Annotated in this window: 15 protein-coding genes; 7 read left to right on the top strand and 8 right to left on the bottom strand. The window is 41.0% G+C overall.

Going from position 1 to position 16,211, the window contains the following annotated elements; translation table 11 throughout:
• Nucleotides 1-154: 154 nt before the first annotated feature.
• On the bottom strand, nucleotides 155-532 hold the full coding sequence (locus tag CJ305_RS04485; RefSeq protein ID WP_099645055.1) for a DNA topoisomerase IV: 378 nt from the start codon (nucleotides 530-532) through the stop codon (nucleotides 155-157).
• Nucleotides 533-571: 39 nt separating this feature from the next.
• Complete coding sequence (locus CJ305_RS04480; protein WP_099645054.1) at nucleotides 572-991, bottom strand: helix-turn-helix domain-containing protein; 420 nt, start codon at nucleotides 989-991, stop codon at nucleotides 572-574.
• A 289-nt stretch (nucleotides 992-1,280) separates the two neighbouring features.
• On the opposite strand from CJ305_RS04480, the gene CJ305_RS04475 reads away from it, so the two are divergent.
• The 6 genes from CJ305_RS04475 (at nucleotide 1,281) to CJ305_RS04450 (ending at nucleotide 8,217) form a co-directional block, all read left to right on the top strand.
• Complete coding sequence (locus tag CJ305_RS04475) at nucleotides 1,281-2,444, top strand: M14 family zinc carboxypeptidase (RefSeq protein WP_099645053.1); 1,164 nt, start codon at nucleotides 1,281-1,283, stop codon at nucleotides 2,442-2,444.
• A 67-nt stretch (nucleotides 2,445-2,511) separates the two neighbouring features.
• Nucleotides 2,512-2,991, top strand: coding sequence for an Lrp/AsnC family transcriptional regulator (locus tag CJ305_RS04470; RefSeq protein ID WP_009780242.1), 480 nt, complete (start codon nucleotides 2,512-2,514; stop codon nucleotides 2,989-2,991).
• Between the two features lie 87 nt (nucleotides 2,992-3,078).
• Entirely contained in the window at nucleotides 3,079-5,664 is a 2,586-nt protein-coding gene (locus CJ305_RS04465; RefSeq protein WP_099645052.1) for a phosphoenolpyruvate carboxylase, read from the top strand.
• A 3-nt stretch (nucleotides 5,665-5,667) separates the two neighbouring features.
• Entirely contained in the window at nucleotides 5,668-6,186 is a 519-nt protein-coding gene (locus CJ305_RS04460; RefSeq protein WP_099645051.1) for a DinB family protein, read from the top strand.
• 130 nt (nucleotides 6,187-6,316) lie between these two features.
• Nucleotides 6,317-7,405 carry a glycoside hydrolase family protein gene (locus CJ305_RS04455; RefSeq protein WP_099645050.1) on the top strand — a complete coding sequence of 363 codons (1,089 nt, stop codon included), beginning with the start codon at nucleotides 6,317-6,319 and terminating at the stop codon, nucleotides 7,403-7,405.
• A 5-nt stretch (nucleotides 7,406-7,410) separates the two neighbouring features.
• Nucleotides 7,411-8,217, top strand: coding sequence for a DUF3667 domain-containing protein (locus CJ305_RS04450; protein WP_099645049.1), 807 nt, complete (start codon nucleotides 7,411-7,413; stop codon nucleotides 8,215-8,217).
• 10 nt (nucleotides 8,218-8,227) lie between these two features.
• Here CJ305_RS04450 and CJ305_RS04445 read toward each other — a convergent pair whose 3' ends face one another.
• Nucleotides 8,228-8,761, bottom strand: coding sequence for a KdsC family phosphatase (locus CJ305_RS04445; protein ID WP_099645048.1), 534 nt, complete (start codon nucleotides 8,759-8,761; stop codon nucleotides 8,228-8,230).
• Nucleotides 8,751-9,509 (bottom strand): Rossmann-like and DUF2520 domain-containing protein, encoded by a 759-nt coding sequence (locus tag CJ305_RS04440; RefSeq protein WP_099645047.1) that lies wholly within the window; start codon nucleotides 9,507-9,509, stop codon nucleotides 8,751-8,753. Before CJ305_RS04440 ends, CJ305_RS04445 begins: the two co-directional genes overlap by 11 nt.
• Nucleotides 9,510-9,622: 113 nt before the next feature.
• On the opposite strand from CJ305_RS04440, the gene ccsA reads away from it, so the two are divergent.
• Nucleotides 9,623-12,865 (top strand): cytochrome c biogenesis protein CcsA, encoded by a 3,243-nt coding sequence (gene ccsA, locus CJ305_RS04435; RefSeq protein WP_099645455.1) that lies wholly within the window; start codon nucleotides 9,623-9,625, stop codon nucleotides 12,863-12,865.
• 112 nt (nucleotides 12,866-12,977) lie between these two features.
• On the opposite strand, the gene CJ305_RS04430 is transcribed toward ccsA, so the two are convergent.
• From CJ305_RS04430 to fumC, 4 genes are all read right to left on the bottom strand, one after another.
• The gene (locus tag CJ305_RS04430) at nucleotides 12,978-13,535 is read right to left on the bottom strand and encodes a DUF4256 domain-containing protein (RefSeq protein WP_099645046.1); all 558 of its coding nucleotides are present in this window, start codon (nucleotides 13,533-13,535) and stop codon (nucleotides 12,978-12,980) included.
• A 5-nt stretch (nucleotides 13,536-13,540) separates the two neighbouring features.
• Nucleotides 13,541-13,909 (bottom strand): DMT family protein, encoded by a 369-nt coding sequence (locus CJ305_RS04425; protein WP_099645045.1) that lies wholly within the window; start codon nucleotides 13,907-13,909, stop codon nucleotides 13,541-13,543.
• Between the two features lie 50 nt (nucleotides 13,910-13,959).
• Complete coding sequence (locus tag CJ305_RS04420) at nucleotides 13,960-14,508, bottom strand: DUF1003 domain-containing protein (RefSeq protein WP_099645044.1); 549 nt, start codon at nucleotides 14,506-14,508, stop codon at nucleotides 13,960-13,962.
• A 176-nt stretch (nucleotides 14,509-14,684) separates the two neighbouring features.
• Nucleotides 14,685-16,079 carry a class II fumarate hydratase gene (fumC, locus tag CJ305_RS04415; protein ID WP_099645043.1) on the bottom strand — a complete coding sequence of 465 codons (1,395 nt, stop codon included), beginning with the start codon at nucleotides 16,077-16,079 and terminating at the stop codon, nucleotides 14,685-14,687.
• Nucleotides 16,080-16,211: the final 132 nt, after the last annotated feature.

The raw sequence follows: 16,211 nt of genomic DNA, 5'->3' as shown, positions 1-16,211 counted from the left end.
ATTTATCCCTGAAAAAAATTGAATTAGAATTATGTATAAACAGAAGTAAAAGCGTATCGGTTTGCTCCGGAACATAAAAGCCTCTTTAAAGTACTAAATATACTGATATTGAATAAAGTACAACAAAAGGGCTGCTTTTTATTGAAGACGCCCTTTATTCAGATACTTTTTTTACCGAGCCTTTTTGCTTTTTGGTCTCGCCTACAATCCCATATTCAAAAGTATAGGAATCCTCAGAAGTGCTCAGGATTTTAAAATGCAGCGCTTTACGCTCCATCATACTGTTTGGGTTGAGCTTGTTTGCAATATACTCGCAATCATTGATCCAGCGTATACTCGAGCTGTCAGCTTTCCCTTCAAAAAAATCAATTTCCAGAGTATCGTTACGTACAAACGTGGTTTTTACGAGTTCGCCATTTAAATAGGTTTCAAATTCAAACTTACCCGTTTGAAAAGACTTACAATCGCGCTCTGTATTATAGCACGAAATGAACAGGAAACTTAGAAGAACAAAATAGAGGTATTGACGCATAGTGCTGCAAAATTACTACTATTTACAGTTTTGATAGGCTTAAGGCAAAAAGCTTTTAAAGGTTCCATCTTTATAAAAGATGACAATGCGTTCTATTACCGAACCTTCAGTAGTTGAAGTTTTCGGCTGCTCTGGGTTAGTGTTGGTCACTTTAGGCGTTTCTGCAGCAGCGCTTTCAAAATCCAGTTCGTAATTCTGTTTAACAGGGGCAGGCCCGGTTTGGGCTGCAGTCTTTTTAGGGAAGCTGCCTTTTCCGTTGAGAAGCCAGTATAACTCAACTTCCGGAAAAGCCTCAATAATTTTCATCACAAATTCTAAGCTGGGCTTATTTCTTCCCGAGATTATATGCGAGATAGAAGAGCGTCCCACATCAATAGCATCAGCAAAAGAAGTAGCATTTAAATCGTACTCATCCATGATTTTTTGGAGTCGGTCTGCAAATTTCTCACTGTTTACCATTGTAACACCTACTTAAGTTTTAAGTGTTACAAATGTAACTATTTCAATTGAAAATATGTTTTTACATTTGTAAACAAGTGTGAAAAGTAATAAACCTTTTATTTATATGAATGCATATAAAACATTGTATTTTAATGTACTAATTATGTGTAATTAGTTTAAAGGAATATTTCCGAAAGCCTGTTTTACAATAGAAAACACGTGTTTACAATAAGAAACAGAAAATTACTTGCTCCCTGTTTACATTTGTAAAAACTGCATTGTTTACATTTGTAACTCAATACAAAGTATGGATTATTCGGCATTAAAAGACTGGCATCAGTCACATAAAGAACCTGCACTTTTTGGCAGATACATCAATCATTCAGCAATAACTCCTCTAATCAAAAATTTACCAGATGACTTCAGGGTTGAGCACCTGGGTAAATCTGTAAAGAAAAGATCTATAGAAGCGGTTTCCTGGGGGAATGGTCTGACCAAAGTTTTGGCCTGGTCTCAAATGCACGGAAATGAAAGTACCACCACAAAAGCCCTATTCGATCTTTTTAACTGGCTAGATCAAAACAAGGAAGATGAAGTGGTAAAGCAATTGCAGAACGGACTTACGCTTAAAGTTGTTCCTATGCTTAATCCTGATGGTGCAGAGGTCTATACGCGTAGTAATGCCAACCAAATTGATCTGAATAGAGACGCTCAGGACCGGTCTCAGCCCGAAAGCCGAATATTACACACGCTATACAGCAAATTTAAACCTGACCTCTGTCTCAATTTACACGGGCAGCGCACTATTTTTGGTGTTGGAGATCCTGCGAAGAGTGCCACGGTTTCATTTTTATCGCCATCACAGGACGAACTGCGCACTGTGACTCAGTCCCGCAAAAAAGGAATGGCTGTGATTGCCAGACTCGCACAAATGCTTGAGGAGTTTATTCCTGGACAAATAGGCCGTTATGATGATGGTTTTAACCTGAACTGCGTGGGCGACACGTTACAACAACTTAATATCCCCACAATACTTTTTGAAGCAGGGCATTTTCACGAAGATTACGATCGGGAAAAAACCAGAGCTTTTATGTTTTTATCACTTTTAGGCGTTTTGGAATCGGTTGCATTGCAGGATTGGGAAGAAAATATCAATTACAAGCCTTATTTTTCGATTCCTGAGAATAAAAAGTGCTTTTATGATGTTATTTTTCGCAATCTAAATCATCCCAATAAAGGACATTTTGATTTGGCAATTCAATATGAAGAGCAGCTCAGGAATTCGAGGATTCAATTTGTTCCAAAAATTGCACAAGTATCTGATTTAAAGGACTTTTTTGGGCATAAAGAATACGATTGTAAAGGTGCGCAGGTTGCATTTTCGTCTGATTTTGAGTTAAAAGAAGGCGTAATTCTTGAAGAATTACAAGTGAAAGGGGCTTTGTCTACAACGTTTTCGCTAAAATCCTAAGATTTATTGTGAATTATTCAGTGATTTTGTGTTATTTTTGATTTATATATAATTAAATTAACTAATAATGGCAAAATTCAAATTAGACGAGGTTGATCACCAAATCTTGGATATGTTGATCGAAAACACACGCACACCATTTACCGATATCGCAAAAAAATTGCTTATTTCTGCAGGTACAGTTCACGTACGCGTTAAGAAAATGGAAGAAGCCGGCATTATCGTAGGGTCCTCGTTGACACTTGACTATGCTAAACTGGGCTATTCCTTTATAGCCTATGTAGGTATCTATATCAACAAAACAAGTCAGACTACATTTGTTTTGGAGCGTATTAACCAAATTCCTTATGTTACAGTAGCTCACGTTACCACAGGTAAATTCAATATTTTCTGTAAAGTGCGTGCTAAGAATACTGAACATGCTAAGAACATTATCTTTATGCTTGATGATATAGAAGGTGTGTATCGTACAGAGACTATGATTTCCCTTGATGAGAGCATAAACGATAAAAAGCGTTTAATGCACAGTATTTTTCAAGATTTATAAAGAAGACCAAAGAACTTATTGTTAAATAATAGGAACCCTTTGGCAGCTTTGTTAAAGGGTTTTTTATTCTAAATACCAACTAATTTTATGTCAAGACAACCCAAACTGGAACGTTTTAACAACCTTGTAAAGTCAAAATTTCAGGTGTATAACAGCCTTTTTATGACTTTGCCTTTTAATGGGATTACCGATACCGGGGTGCTTTTACCTCTTTTTGACCGTATTTGCATTCGTGGTTACGATAAGAAGTACAATCCTGAGAAAATTGTAAGCTACTTTTTTGAAAAGTATCAGCGTGATGTGAGTGAATCTGAGCGCTATGATTTGCTGTTTAGATTTATACAGTACATAGAGCGTCAGGTTGTGCTTTTTGATGCCATTGAAGACTCTGCCTATCGTATTGTGAACAATATGGACGGTAGAGGTACTCTTCGTAACATTAAAGAGGAGGCAGAAGCGCAATCCAAAACAGGGGAGCTGAAAGCTTATCTGGAGGATTTTAGAATACGTCCGGTTCTTACTGCGCACCCAACTCAGTTTTATCCGGGTGCAGTTTTGGGGATTATTAATGACCTGAGTAAAGCGATCAACGATAATGATCTCGAAATGATCAAAAAACTACTTTCTCAGCTGGGTAAAACGCCATTTTACAAGAAAGAGAAGCCTACACCTTATGATGAAGCCGTAAGTTTGATCTGGTATTTGGAAAATGTATTTTACAAATCTGCCAGTTATATCTACAATTATCTGCAGCAAAATATTTACAAAGGAGATAGTCTTGATAATCACGTAATCGACCTTGGTTTCTGGCCGGGTGGTGACCGCGACGGGAATCCTTTCGTAACTACCGAAATTACCCTGAAAGTTGCTTCGCGTTTGCGCAATACCATAATCAAAAATTATTACCGCGACATACGTAACCTGCGTCGTCGTATCACTTTTGTGGGTACCGAAGCGCCACTTGCAGATCTGGAGCGTCGTTTATATGACAGCATTTTTCTGGAAGGCGATCAGCTTAAAATTTCACTTGAAGAGCTACAGTCTACCTTGCTGCGAATCCGCAACTTGGTAATGGAGCGTCACGAAGGTTTATTCGTTGAAGATATAGATGATCTTCTAAACAAGATACGCATGTTCGGGTATCACTTTGCTGTTTTAGACATACGCCAGGATAGTCGCGTTCACATGCACGTGATGGAAGAAATTGTCAAGCAAAGCCAAAAAGACAATCTGGGTATTTTCCCTGAATATTACCTCGAGCTCGACGAAGCTGAGCAGATTGAAATTTTAGCAAAAGTGCACGGAAAAGTAGATCCTGCAACTTTGGAAGATGACATCGCTCGCAAAACGCTGGAGAGTATCTACGCGATGCGTGATATTCAGAAATACAACGGGGAGCGTGGTTGCAACCGCTACATCATCAGTAATAACCAGACCGGGCTTAACGTGATGCAGGCATTTTCGATGTTCCATCTCACCGGTTGGGATAATCCTACAGTTGATATTGTACCGCTTTTTGAAACCGTACCCGATTTGAAAATTGCAGGGGAGGTGATGCGTAAGCTGTACACAAATCCGGTTTATGCCGCGCATCTTAAAGAACGCGGAATGAAACAAACCATTATGCTTGGCTTTAGTGATGGTACTAAAGACGGTGGATACTTAATGGCTAACTGGAGTATTTTTAAGGCGAAAGAAGAACTGACTAAAGTTTCAAGAGAATTTGGTATTAAAGTGATCTTTTTTGACGGTCGTGGAGGACCACCGGCTCGTGGAGGAGGTAAAACCCACCAGTTTTACGCTTCTTTAGGCGAAACAATTGAAGATGAAGAAATCCAGTTAACCGTTCAGGGGCAAACCATAAGTTCCAATTTTGGTACAACCGATTCCTGCCAGTACAACCTGGAGCAATTGTTGAGTTCGGGTATCGTAAACGGGGTGTTCCATCCTAAGAAAAAAGCCTTCCCAGATGCTGATCGCAAGACCATGGAAGAATTAGCCGAAATCAGCTATAAAACCTATTCCGACTTTAAGGCGCACCCTAAATTTTTAGGTTATTTAGAGCGTATGAGTACGTTGAAGTTTTATGCTAAAACCAATATTGGTAGCCGCCCAAGTAAGCGTGGTGGTGGTGATAAACTCAATTTTTCAGACCTCAGAGCGATTCCTTTTGTAGGCTCGTGGTCTCAACTTAAGCAGAACGTACCCGGTTTTTATGGGGTAGGCACTGCGATTGAAGCCTTTGAACAAAGAGGTGAATTCGATAAGGTTAAATCCTTATACGACAATAGTTTATTCTTTAGAACTCTCTTAGAGAACAGTATGATGAGTTTGACTAAATCCTTCTTTGGTCTGACAGCTTATATGCAGGATGATCCTGAGTTTGGAGCTTTCTGGGACTTGATTCACGAAGAGTTTGAGCGTACCAAACGCATTTTGCTGAAGCTTACCGGTTACGACGAATTGATGCAGGAAGAACCGGCAGGTAAAGCATCTATTCAGGAGCGTGAACGTATCGTGCTTCCTCTGCTAACCATTCAGCAATTTGCCTTGAAAAAGATTCAGGAAATGCAACGCGAGGAAAATCCCGATCAGAAAAAACTGGAAATGTTTGAGAAAATGGTGACCCGTTCGTTATTTGGTAATATCAACGCCAGTAGAAACTCAGCATAAGCTATGACGCGAGAAGATCTGGATCACAATGAGTATAATGCCTACTATAAGAATTACATCGAACTTTTACAGAAAGATGTAAGTCTTATAGAGGCTTTAGAAAACGGTCTCAAGAAAAGTCTGTCTTTTTACAAGGCAATTCCGCAGGAAAAATGGCAGTACGCCTATGCTTCCGGTAAATGGACTATTCTCGAGATTCTGCAGCACGTGATGGATACCGAACGTATTTTCGCCTACCGGGCATTGTGCATCGGTCGTGGGGATCAGACGCCGTTTCCCGGTTTTGAGCAGGATGACTACGTTTTGCCATCAAAGGCAAATTCCAGAGATTTGACCGATATGCTTGAGGAATATACAGCCATTCGCAAATCAAGCATCAGCCTCTTTAAAAGTTTGAGCGAAGAAGCTTTAACTACTAAAGGAATGGCAAGCGGTAGTGGTCTTTCGGCACGAGCAGCGGGCTTTATCATTTGTGGTCACGATTTGCATCACGCCAATATCATTCAGGAGCGTTATTTATAGCCTGAAAATTTAAATTTATTATAAAGAGCTGCAACTTGGGTTGCGGCTCTTTTATTTTTAGGGAATACTGTCCTTTAAAAATGTGGTATTGCCATAGAAATTGGTATTTTAGAACTGTAAAATCATTTGTATGCACGCCAATTCGTATCTGATTCCTCCGCCGTTTCCTGAAGTATTTAGAAATGGAATTGTTCATCCGCAGTTGTATCTGTGGGACTCCTGGTCTTATTTTGAAGATGGAACTTTTCATTTGTATTGCTTGGCTTTATCCCGGGCTAAAGCCGATGGGATGCCCCTCGAAAGCAGCGGTCGTAATGAGTATCCTTTTCACATTCGCCATTTTTCGTCAACAGATACAGGCAAAACCTGGAAAGATGAAGGTTGCTTTTTAAGTCCGAAAGATTGGCGAAATGTATCCGATTCTTATACGGTTTGGAGTGGAGGTGTTGAATTACTACCTGACGGAAGAAAGCTGGCTGCATTTACGGCTCTCGATAAAACCGATGCTAAACATCCGTTTATTCAAAATATTGGATTGGTCGTTTCTTCTGACGGTTTTCAATTAGATTCGGAGGTAAAGACCAAAATTTCTTCACCTGTAACAGACCGTAAAAGAATTCTTGATAAAGGCTACTATTTAGGTCGGGAAGAAGAGCTGGGTAATGACGAAGGCGAGGAGGGAGGCCCTATTCTGGCCTGGAGAGATCCTTTTGTGTTTGTGCACGAAGATGAAACGGTAAGTTTGTTGTGGGCTGCAAAAGTAAGCGCTTTGCGAGGCGCAGTAGCCCGCGCCCGACTCAAAAAAACCGGAGATTCGTATGAACTTGACGAGTTAATGCCTGCTGTTGCTATGCCAGATCAGGAAACCTTTACACAACTCGAATGTCCTAAAGTGGTTTTTGATACGAATTCACAAACCTATTACCTGCTTATTTCGGTGTGTAATCGGGTAGATGAAAGTCAGCCCGAGTCTGAGGTTGGCAAGGGAATCAATGTCTATAAATCAAAATCTATTGACGGACCCTGGGAATCTTGCGGGCCTAAAATTCTGGGAGATCGCAATCTTTTTGGTCCCACAGTCTTAAAAACCGATTTTGAAAACGACAGGCTTTTGTGTATTGCTCCTTATACCGAAGTTGCCGGACCTGTTAAAGCACTGACTTTTGCTCCTGTATTTTATATTTACCTGAATCCCTTGCGGGTAGATTATCTGGATTAAATCTTATGTCTGAAACCCATACGTGTTTAAATTGCGGTTCAGTATTTACCGAAAACTATTGTTCAACTTGTGGGCAGAAAAAGGTTTCGGAATCAGATTATGGTTTAAAAAGTTTACTGGGTCAGGCATTTGAAGCATTTACCAATCTGGATTCAAAATTTCTAAAGACGTTTCGGGTTTTGCTGCTAAATCCTGGACGACTTTCCTTAAAATTTATTTCAGGAGTTCGTGCTCCCTACTTAAAACCTTTTCAGGTATTTCTGCTTTGCAACGTATTCTTTTTTATTTTCCTCTCTGAAACAGACATTTTCAGATCTCCGTCAGTCTGGTTTTTCAATACAAATGTGGATTTTTTGGGAATTCAGGTGATGGATTTAGCAAATGATGTGATGGAAGCGAATCAGTGGAGCCTGGAGGAAGTAAAGGTTAGGTATGATAAACTGTCTACCGATTTATCTAAGTCGTTGCTTATTTTGCTAATACCTTTTATAGCTCTTGTAAGCTTGTTGTTTAATCGAAAAATGCCATTTGGAAAGCATTTGGTTTTTGCAACGCATTATTTTTCGGCTTTGCTTCTGGTTATGACCTTATGGTATTTAATTGCTACGAGGATTTTAATGCCTAATCGCTGGTATTATCTCGTGCCTATTTATTTGGTAGCGGTATTTTATTATTTGCTTTCAATACGAACCTTTTATTCTAAAAAATGGTGGATTTCATTGGTTTACGCTGTCTTAGGAACATTTTGCATTGTTATGCTCATCAGTTTTTACCGTACGTTTATAAACCTGCTCACTTTTGAAATCCTGTAAATAGCTAGTGTTATTTCTTTAAAGCAGCATCAAAATCCTGCATCCATTTACCCTGTACTTTAAGTACTTGCTCAATCACATCACGCACACAGCCTTTACCACCTTTTTTGTGCGAAACGTATTTAGCAACTTCCTTAATTTCTTTTACCGCATCCTGAGGACAGCAGGGAAGGCCTACTTGCTGCATCACGGGGTAATCTGGAATGTCGTCGCCCATATACAAGACATTTTCAGCCTTAATGTTGTTCTTAGCCAGGTAATCCTTGAAAAATTCAATTTTGGCGTGTGCGCCCAAATGAATATCGCTAACCCCCAGTGCTTCCAGGCGACTACGTACCCCTTCATTAGTACCGCCACTGATGATGCACATATTAAAACCTTTGTTTATTGCTGTTTTTAGGGCATAACCGTCTTTAACGTTCATAGTACGCAGCATTTCGCCCTGCGAATCAATAATTAGAGAGCCGTCTGTCATCACGCCATCCACATCAAAAATAAAGGTGGTAATCTGATTGAGGTATTCTTTATAGCTTCTATCGCTCATAATGTGCAAGTATAGCCTTGGTTAGGCTGGTGTATAATTCTTTTTGTTGATCAGAATGCAAGGCATTCAATTGCTTTTCAATAGTACTGGTGTCTCTGCGTTTGGCCGGACCGGTTTGTGCTGCTTGCGGACCTATATCAAAAGCCTTGCGAATGGTTTCCTGCATCAAAGGTTTCAACAATTCAAAAGAAACGTCGCGCTCTTCGCAAATCTGCCGGGCTTCGGTTAAAATATGATTTCCAAAATTATTGGCAAACACGGCCGCAAGATGTAAGGCCGCTCTTTGGTCTGAATAAACCTGGAAGGATTTGGCCATTAATGCTGAAGCCAGATCTTCAAGCAGTTGAAAATCAGATTCAAGTTTTGCTTCAATACAGAAGGGTATATTACTGTAATTCAGATTACTTGATTTTGAAAAAGTTTGTAATGGGTAAAAAACTCCATAACGTTTGTGATCGCTTAATGCGTCAACTGAAGTGCTTCCGGAAGTGTGTACGATGAGCGCATCATTATCCTTCAGCTTCGCGGAAACCGTCTTTATAGCAGTGTCACTTACAGCAAGAACAAGCACATCAACCTCGGGAATTTTGTCTGAATGGGTAAAAACAGGTGCAAACTCCTTAAAAGCCTCCAGTGATTCCCGGCTTCGACCTGCAACCGCTTCCAAATGAACCTTTTCGGCCAGATGAAAAGCCTGCGCCAGATGAAAGGCGACATTCCCGGTACCGATGATTGCAAGTTTTATCACGCCTCAAAAGTACACAAATTCAGGAAAAGCTCTGGGTAATACGACGCGTTAAAGCTTTATTAATGGGCTTTTGTTTCGTAACTTCGCGCCGTAAAAAAATTGCAATTCGTATCATGCAAAAACGCATCGCAGATTTCCTGTTTTCTACCCGTTTAATGGCCGTTTTATTTATTGTTTATGCTGTAGCTATGGCTACAGGAACCATTCTTGACGCCGGCCAGGAAACTTCTCCAACTCCGTATACCCGTGAACTGGTTTATGAAGCCTGGTGGTTTGAACTGATCCATCTTTTATTCATCGTAAACTTTGTTGGGAATATCTGGCGTTTTAAACTTTGGCGTAAAGAAAAATGGTCAACGCTGGTCTTTCACCTGGCGTTTATTCTGATCATTTTTGGCGCCGCCTGGACACGTTATATGGGTTATGAAGGAATAATGCCTATCCGTGAAGGGGAAACTGAAAACACATTCCTAAGCGAAAAGACCTATTTACAGGTTTTTATTGACGGGGAACGCAATGGCGAACCGATGCGCCGCAAGCTGGAGCCAAGACGTATGAATTTATCTACACGTTTGGACAACAGTTTTGAATGGGAGACCGATTTTGATGGAAAACCGGTTTCCATTTCATTCTCAAAATTTATTGACGGGGCAGAAGAAGGCCTTATTGAAGATCCCGACGGAGTTGCTCAGCTTAAAATAGTTGAAGCCGGTGACGGGACCCGCCACGAGCACTATCTGGAGGAAGGTCAGGTTTCAAGCATACACAATGTTCTGTTTTCGTTGAATAATCCTACCGAAGGAGCCATTAATATTGGTTACGATGGTGAAAACTACACGATTCAAACACCATTCGCCGGTTCTACACGGGTTATGGCTACTCAGGAGGATTTTGAAGTGGCTAAAGATACCGTGCAAGAATTGAAACTGCGGGCACTCTATCAGGTTGCCGGAATGCAATTTGTATTCCCGGAGCCTGTCTTGAAAGGTAAAAACGGAATTGTAGAAGCTTTTCCGAAACAAAAAAATCAGCAGGATGCGCTCTTTGTTACCATTAAAACCGACGAAGGTCAGGAAACCGTGGGCTTATTAGGCGGTAAAGGCTACAACAACCCGATGACTGATGCCGAAATAGGCGGTTTAAAATTCCATTTGGCCTACGGCAGTAAAGCGGTAGAATTACCTTTCGCAATCAAGCTTAATGATTTTATAGCCGAGCGCTATCCGGGTACCACCAATGCGTATTCCTCTTATGAAAGCGAAATTACCGTAATCGACACTCCTGAAGAGCAGTTTGATTACGAGATTTATATGAACCACGTGTTAGATCATAAGGGCTACCGCTTCTTTCAGGCCAGTTTTGATCCTGACGAACTGGGTACGGTACTTTCTGTAAATCACGATGCGGTGGGTACCTGGATCACGTATATCGGTTATTTTCTCCTGTATCTGGGCTTGATGATTATTTTGTTTGATAAAGGAAGCCGTTTTGGCGACTTAAAAGTGCGTTTAGATAAGGTGAAAGTTAAAAAAGCTAAACTTAGCGTGCTTGCTGTTCTCTTTGCTTTGGGCGGAACGCTCAACGCTCAGGAACAAAAAGTAATTGTTGAAAACGGAAACACCAAGGTGGTAGAAGAGCAACCCCAGGATTTCATTCCGGGGACTGCAACAATTGCTGAAGAAGAAGAGCATCAAATGCCTACTAAAGCGGAGATCGACTCCGTTTTGATGGCAAATAAAGTACCGGCTGAAGAAGCGGCTAAATTTGGGAAGCTGGTTATTCAGGATGACAGCGGTCGTATGATGCCGGTCAACACCTTTTCAAGCCTGCTATTGCGTAAATTGAGCCGAAGCGATAAATACGAAGGCCTTACTGCAGATCAGGTTTTTCTTTCTATGGTTGAAACTCCGTTTTTTTGGTACAATGTCGACCTGATTTACCTGAAACCGGCTAACGACAGTATTCGTGGGATCATTGGGGTGCCTAAAGATCAAAAGTTTGTGAGCGCCCTCGATTTTATTGACAATATGGGCCGAAATAAACTCGATCCCTATATCACAGCTGCATACCAGAGTGAGGTTAAAAACAATTTTGATAAAGACTTTATTGATATCGCTGAGCGCCTGGGCCTCTTAAACCGGGCTGTAAGTGGTGAAATATTGAAAATCTTCCCGTTAATTGGAGATGAAAATAATAAATGGGTCTCCTATCCCGAGCTCAATGAAGCCGGGTATAAGGGAATGGACTCTTTATATACCAAACAGATTCTTCCGCTGTATTTTTCTGCTTTGCGGGAAGGAAATCAAACAGGTGACTACTCAAAAGCGGATACGTTTATAAAAAGTATCAAGAGCTTTCAGCAGAAATACGGCAGCGAGGTTATGCCCTCAGAAGATAAAATTGATGCCGAAGTGTACTACAACAAGCACGACATTTTCACCAAACTTTACTGGATGTATATGTTGGCTAGTGTGGTTATGTTCATTTTTGTGATCATTCGCATTTTCAAAGAGAACCGATTCCTCAAGACCATGGTCGGTATTAGTGGGATTGCGGTATTGATTCTGTTTGGGTTGCATACTTTGGGACTCATCTGGCGCTGGTATATTTCGGGTCATGCGCCCTGGAGTAATGCCTATGAATCTATATTGTATGTTGGTTGGGCTACGATGTTTTTTGGTTTGGCCTTCGGCCGAAAGAGTTCGCTTACCATTGCGAGTACCGCTTTTGTAGCCGGTTTTATTTTGTGGGGTGCGAGTATGAACTGGTTGAATCCGGCGATTTCAAATCTACAGCCCGTACTTGACAGTTACTGGCTGATGATTCACGTTGCGGTTATCGTAGCAAGTTACGGTCCGTTTACACTTGGAATGATTCTGGGTCTTGTTGCTTTGCTTTTGATTTTACTTACTAACGATAAGAACAAAAAACGGATGGATCTCAACATCCGTGAACTAACAATCATTAATGAAATGGCGCTTACCGTGGGGCTTGTAATGCTGACTATAGGAAACTTCCTTGGCGGGCAATGGGCTAACGAAAGCTGGGGACGCTACTGGGGCTGGGATCCTAAAGAAACCTGGGCACTCATCAGCATTATGGTCTATGCATTTGTAATTCACATGCGTCTGGTTCCCGGTTTGCGTGGCAAGTGGCTGTTTAATCTAATGGCGATACTCGCTTATGGCAGTATCCTGATGACCTATTTTGGGGTAAATTTCTGGCTTTCAGGCTTACACAGTTACGCAAGCGGAGATAATATCCTCAACTTAAACCGAGCTTTGATGATCTTTGGTGGAGTAGTGCTGTTTGCCTTAATCGCCTATCCCAAATACAAGAAGTATTACAAGAAGTAGGCAGTTTATTGGTTATTACTATTGCGGTAATAGGTTACGGGGGTGGGTAGTTTTTAAGTTGCAGGTTGAAATTTTCTATGTTGTATTGAAATCACATTTAGTATAAAATAATTTACACCCGTACCACACACCTGAAGCCGCGTCCTGCATAGTAGGATTCGGCACCATTGTGGTAGAAAAACACGCGCCCGAAGCGGTTATCCCCAAATAAGGCTCCGCCCAGTTTACGCATTTCTTCAGGAGTATTGATCCAGCTTGAGGTTTTGATATCGACTGCCTGTATACTTTGCAGTTTCAGGTATTCCTGTTCGCTGATCAATTCGGCACCCATTTCTTCAGCTTTGGCTTTAGCGCTTCCGGCAGGCTTAAATTTCTTGCGGGATTCCAGAGCTTCGTCATCGTAACACAGACTGCGACGCTCTGCCGGACTTTCCGCAGAAAAATCGCAAAAAATACAGATATCTTTTTCAGAATCGTATTCCAGCAGGGAAGGTTCGCCACCGGTTTGCTCCATTTGAAATAGACGGTTCAGTGTTTCGGGATTCTGAAGCAGTCGGTTTTCAATTTTATTCCATTTTATATTCTCAAAATGCGATGAATAGGCTTCAAAACGTTTTTGAAGAAGCTCTAAAAATGAATCGGAATCGCTAAGCTTTTGTTTTAATGCCATACCTGTTACTTTTTAAACATAAAATAAACCGCCCCAATCAGAAACAAAAAAGAAATAATGTGATTAAGGCGGAAGGTTTCCGTCTTAAAAACAAGCAGGGTGAATATAGCAAAAACCACCAGTGTAATCACTTCCTGAATAACCTTGAGTTGAATTAACGAAAAGGGTCCGCCGTTTTCCTTAAAACCCATTCGGTTTGCCGGTACCTGAAAGATGTATTCAAAGAGCGCAATGCCCCAGCTGATGAGAATAATGGCGACGATACCCAGTTTACTGAACCATTTCAGTTCGGCAAATTTTAAATGGCCGTACCAGGCAATGATCATAAACGAGTTGCTTAAAATGAGTAAACCTATGGTAGTTAGTGCTTTCATAAAGAGAATACGAATTAAAATGAGGAATTTGCAGCGATAATAAACTGATTTTACAAGGGGTTGTCAGCCTCTATCTTTTTCTGAATGGCTTTCAACATTTCGAGCTGCCTGGCCTGAGAATTGAAAAGAATCTTAAACTGATCTTCAACTAGCGCATCGAGTTTCTCATTAAGAGAGCGGATCTCGAGCTCGGCCTTTAAATTAATGAGGTAATCGTTTTCCCCACGCTTTCGGTCTTTTTCTTCCTGCCGGTTTTGACTCATCATAATTATAGGCGCCTGCAGGGCGGCGATGCAGGACAAGACCAGATTCATCAAAATAAAAGGGTAGGGGTCAAAGGCATCTCTAGTGGGTGCAGTGGCGTTGAAACCAATCCAAATCACCAGAATAATAAAGAAGGAAATGATAAAAGCCCAGCTACCTCCAAACCTGGCGACTTTATCTGAGATTTTCTGACCTTTGGTCAAAATTTCTTTCGGTGGATTGAGCAGGTTTTGAAGTATAAGATTCTCATCTTCAACGGTTTTCTTTACAATTTCCTGAAGTTTTCTAATGTGCTCATTTTCAGCATTTAATAACTCTTCAATTTCAGTATCCATTTGGCTGGTTTTTAGAATGAAAGCATTAAAGCAGCATTCTGTTGATCATTCTAAATGTACTTTAAGCCAAAGTCATGTACAATAGGCGTTTGAGCATCCTGATCAATCTCAAAAGTTTCCATAAAAAAAGCGGTCCTGTAAGACCGCTTATAGTTCTATGTTGAAAATACAAACATTTAAAGTTCGCCCACCATATCTTTAGGATTAACCCATTCATCAAATTCGTCTTCGGTAACGTAACCCAGGTTGACTGCTTCTTCTTTAAGCGTAGTACCGTTTTCGTGCGCAGTATTTGCAATTTCTGCAGCCTTGTAATAACCAATTTTAGTATTCAAAGCCGTAACCAGCATCAATGAATTGTCAAGCATAGTTTTAATACGGGAATGATTAGGCTCTATTCCTGCAGCACAATGCTCTTCAAAAGAAACACAGGCATCTCCCACCAACTGGGCACTGTGCAACAGATTTGCAGCCATAACCGGTTTAAAAACATTCAATTCATACTGTCCCTGCATCCCACCAACGGCGATAGCCATATCATTACCAATTACCTGAGCACAAACCATAGTAAGCGCCTCACATTGCGTAGGGTTTACTTTTCCGGGCATAATAGACGATCCCGGCTCATTAGCAGGAATGGTAATCTCTCCAATACCCGAGCGCGGACCGCTGGCTAAGAGTCTGATGTCGTTTGCGATTTTGTTAAGAGATACTGCAAGTTGTTTCAGAGCTCCGTGAGACTCAACAATAGCATCGTGTGCTGCCAGCGCTTCAAATTTATTCTCAGCCGTTTTAAAGGGTTGCTCTGTGAATTTAGCAATATAATCAGCCACAAGTTTGTCGTATCCTTTAGGTGTGTTCAGTCCGGTTCCCACAGCGGTGCCTCCCAGTGCCAGTTCTGAAAGATGATCAAGGGTATGCTCAACAGCTTTAATACCGTGATCCAATTGAGATACGTAGCCCGAAAATTCCTGTCCTAAAGTAAGGGGCGTGGCGTCCATAAGGTGTGTACGCCCAATTTTTACAACTTCGCGAAAATCATCCGATTTTTTCTTAAGCGTATTTCTAAGTTTGATTATTCCCGGAAGGGTCACCTCCATAATCTTTTTATAGGCTGCGATGTGCATGCCGGTAGGGAAGGTGTCGTTAGAAGATTGCGACTTGTTGACATCGTCGTTCGGCTGAAGGGTTTTTTCGCCTTCACCCAGTTTTTTACCCGCGATGATGTGTGCACGGTTTGCAATTACCTCATTAACGTTCATATTACTCTGAGTACCTGAGCCGGTTTGCCAGATTACAAGCGGAAACTGATCATCGTGTTTCCCTTCTAGAATTTCATCACAAACCTGAGCAATGAGATCGCGTTTTTCTTCAGATAAAACACCCAGTTCACAGTTGGTATACGCCGCAGCTTTCTTGAGATAGGCAAAGCCGTAGATAATCTCTATTGGCATTGAAGCAGGACTTCCAATCTTAAAGTTATTGCGTGAACGTTCGGTTTGTGCACCCCAGATTTTATCTGCCGGTACTTTAACTTCACCAAGGGTATCTTTCTCTATTCTGTATTCCATTTTTCGGTAGTTTTATTATCACAAAAATAACGGTTTCGCCTTAATTACCACGGTTAAGGCTTGTTATAAAAATGTTTATAAATTAAAATTAGTCTTGCATTTTTAGAGACAGAATCCCTAAATTTGCGACCA

This window comes from Leeuwenhoekiella nanhaiensis, assembly GCF_002744755.1.
Lineage (GTDB): Bacteria > Bacteroidota > Bacteroidia > Flavobacteriales > Flavobacteriaceae > Leeuwenhoekiella > Leeuwenhoekiella nanhaiensis.
This window is presented reverse-complemented; position numbering and strand designations above follow the sequence as displayed.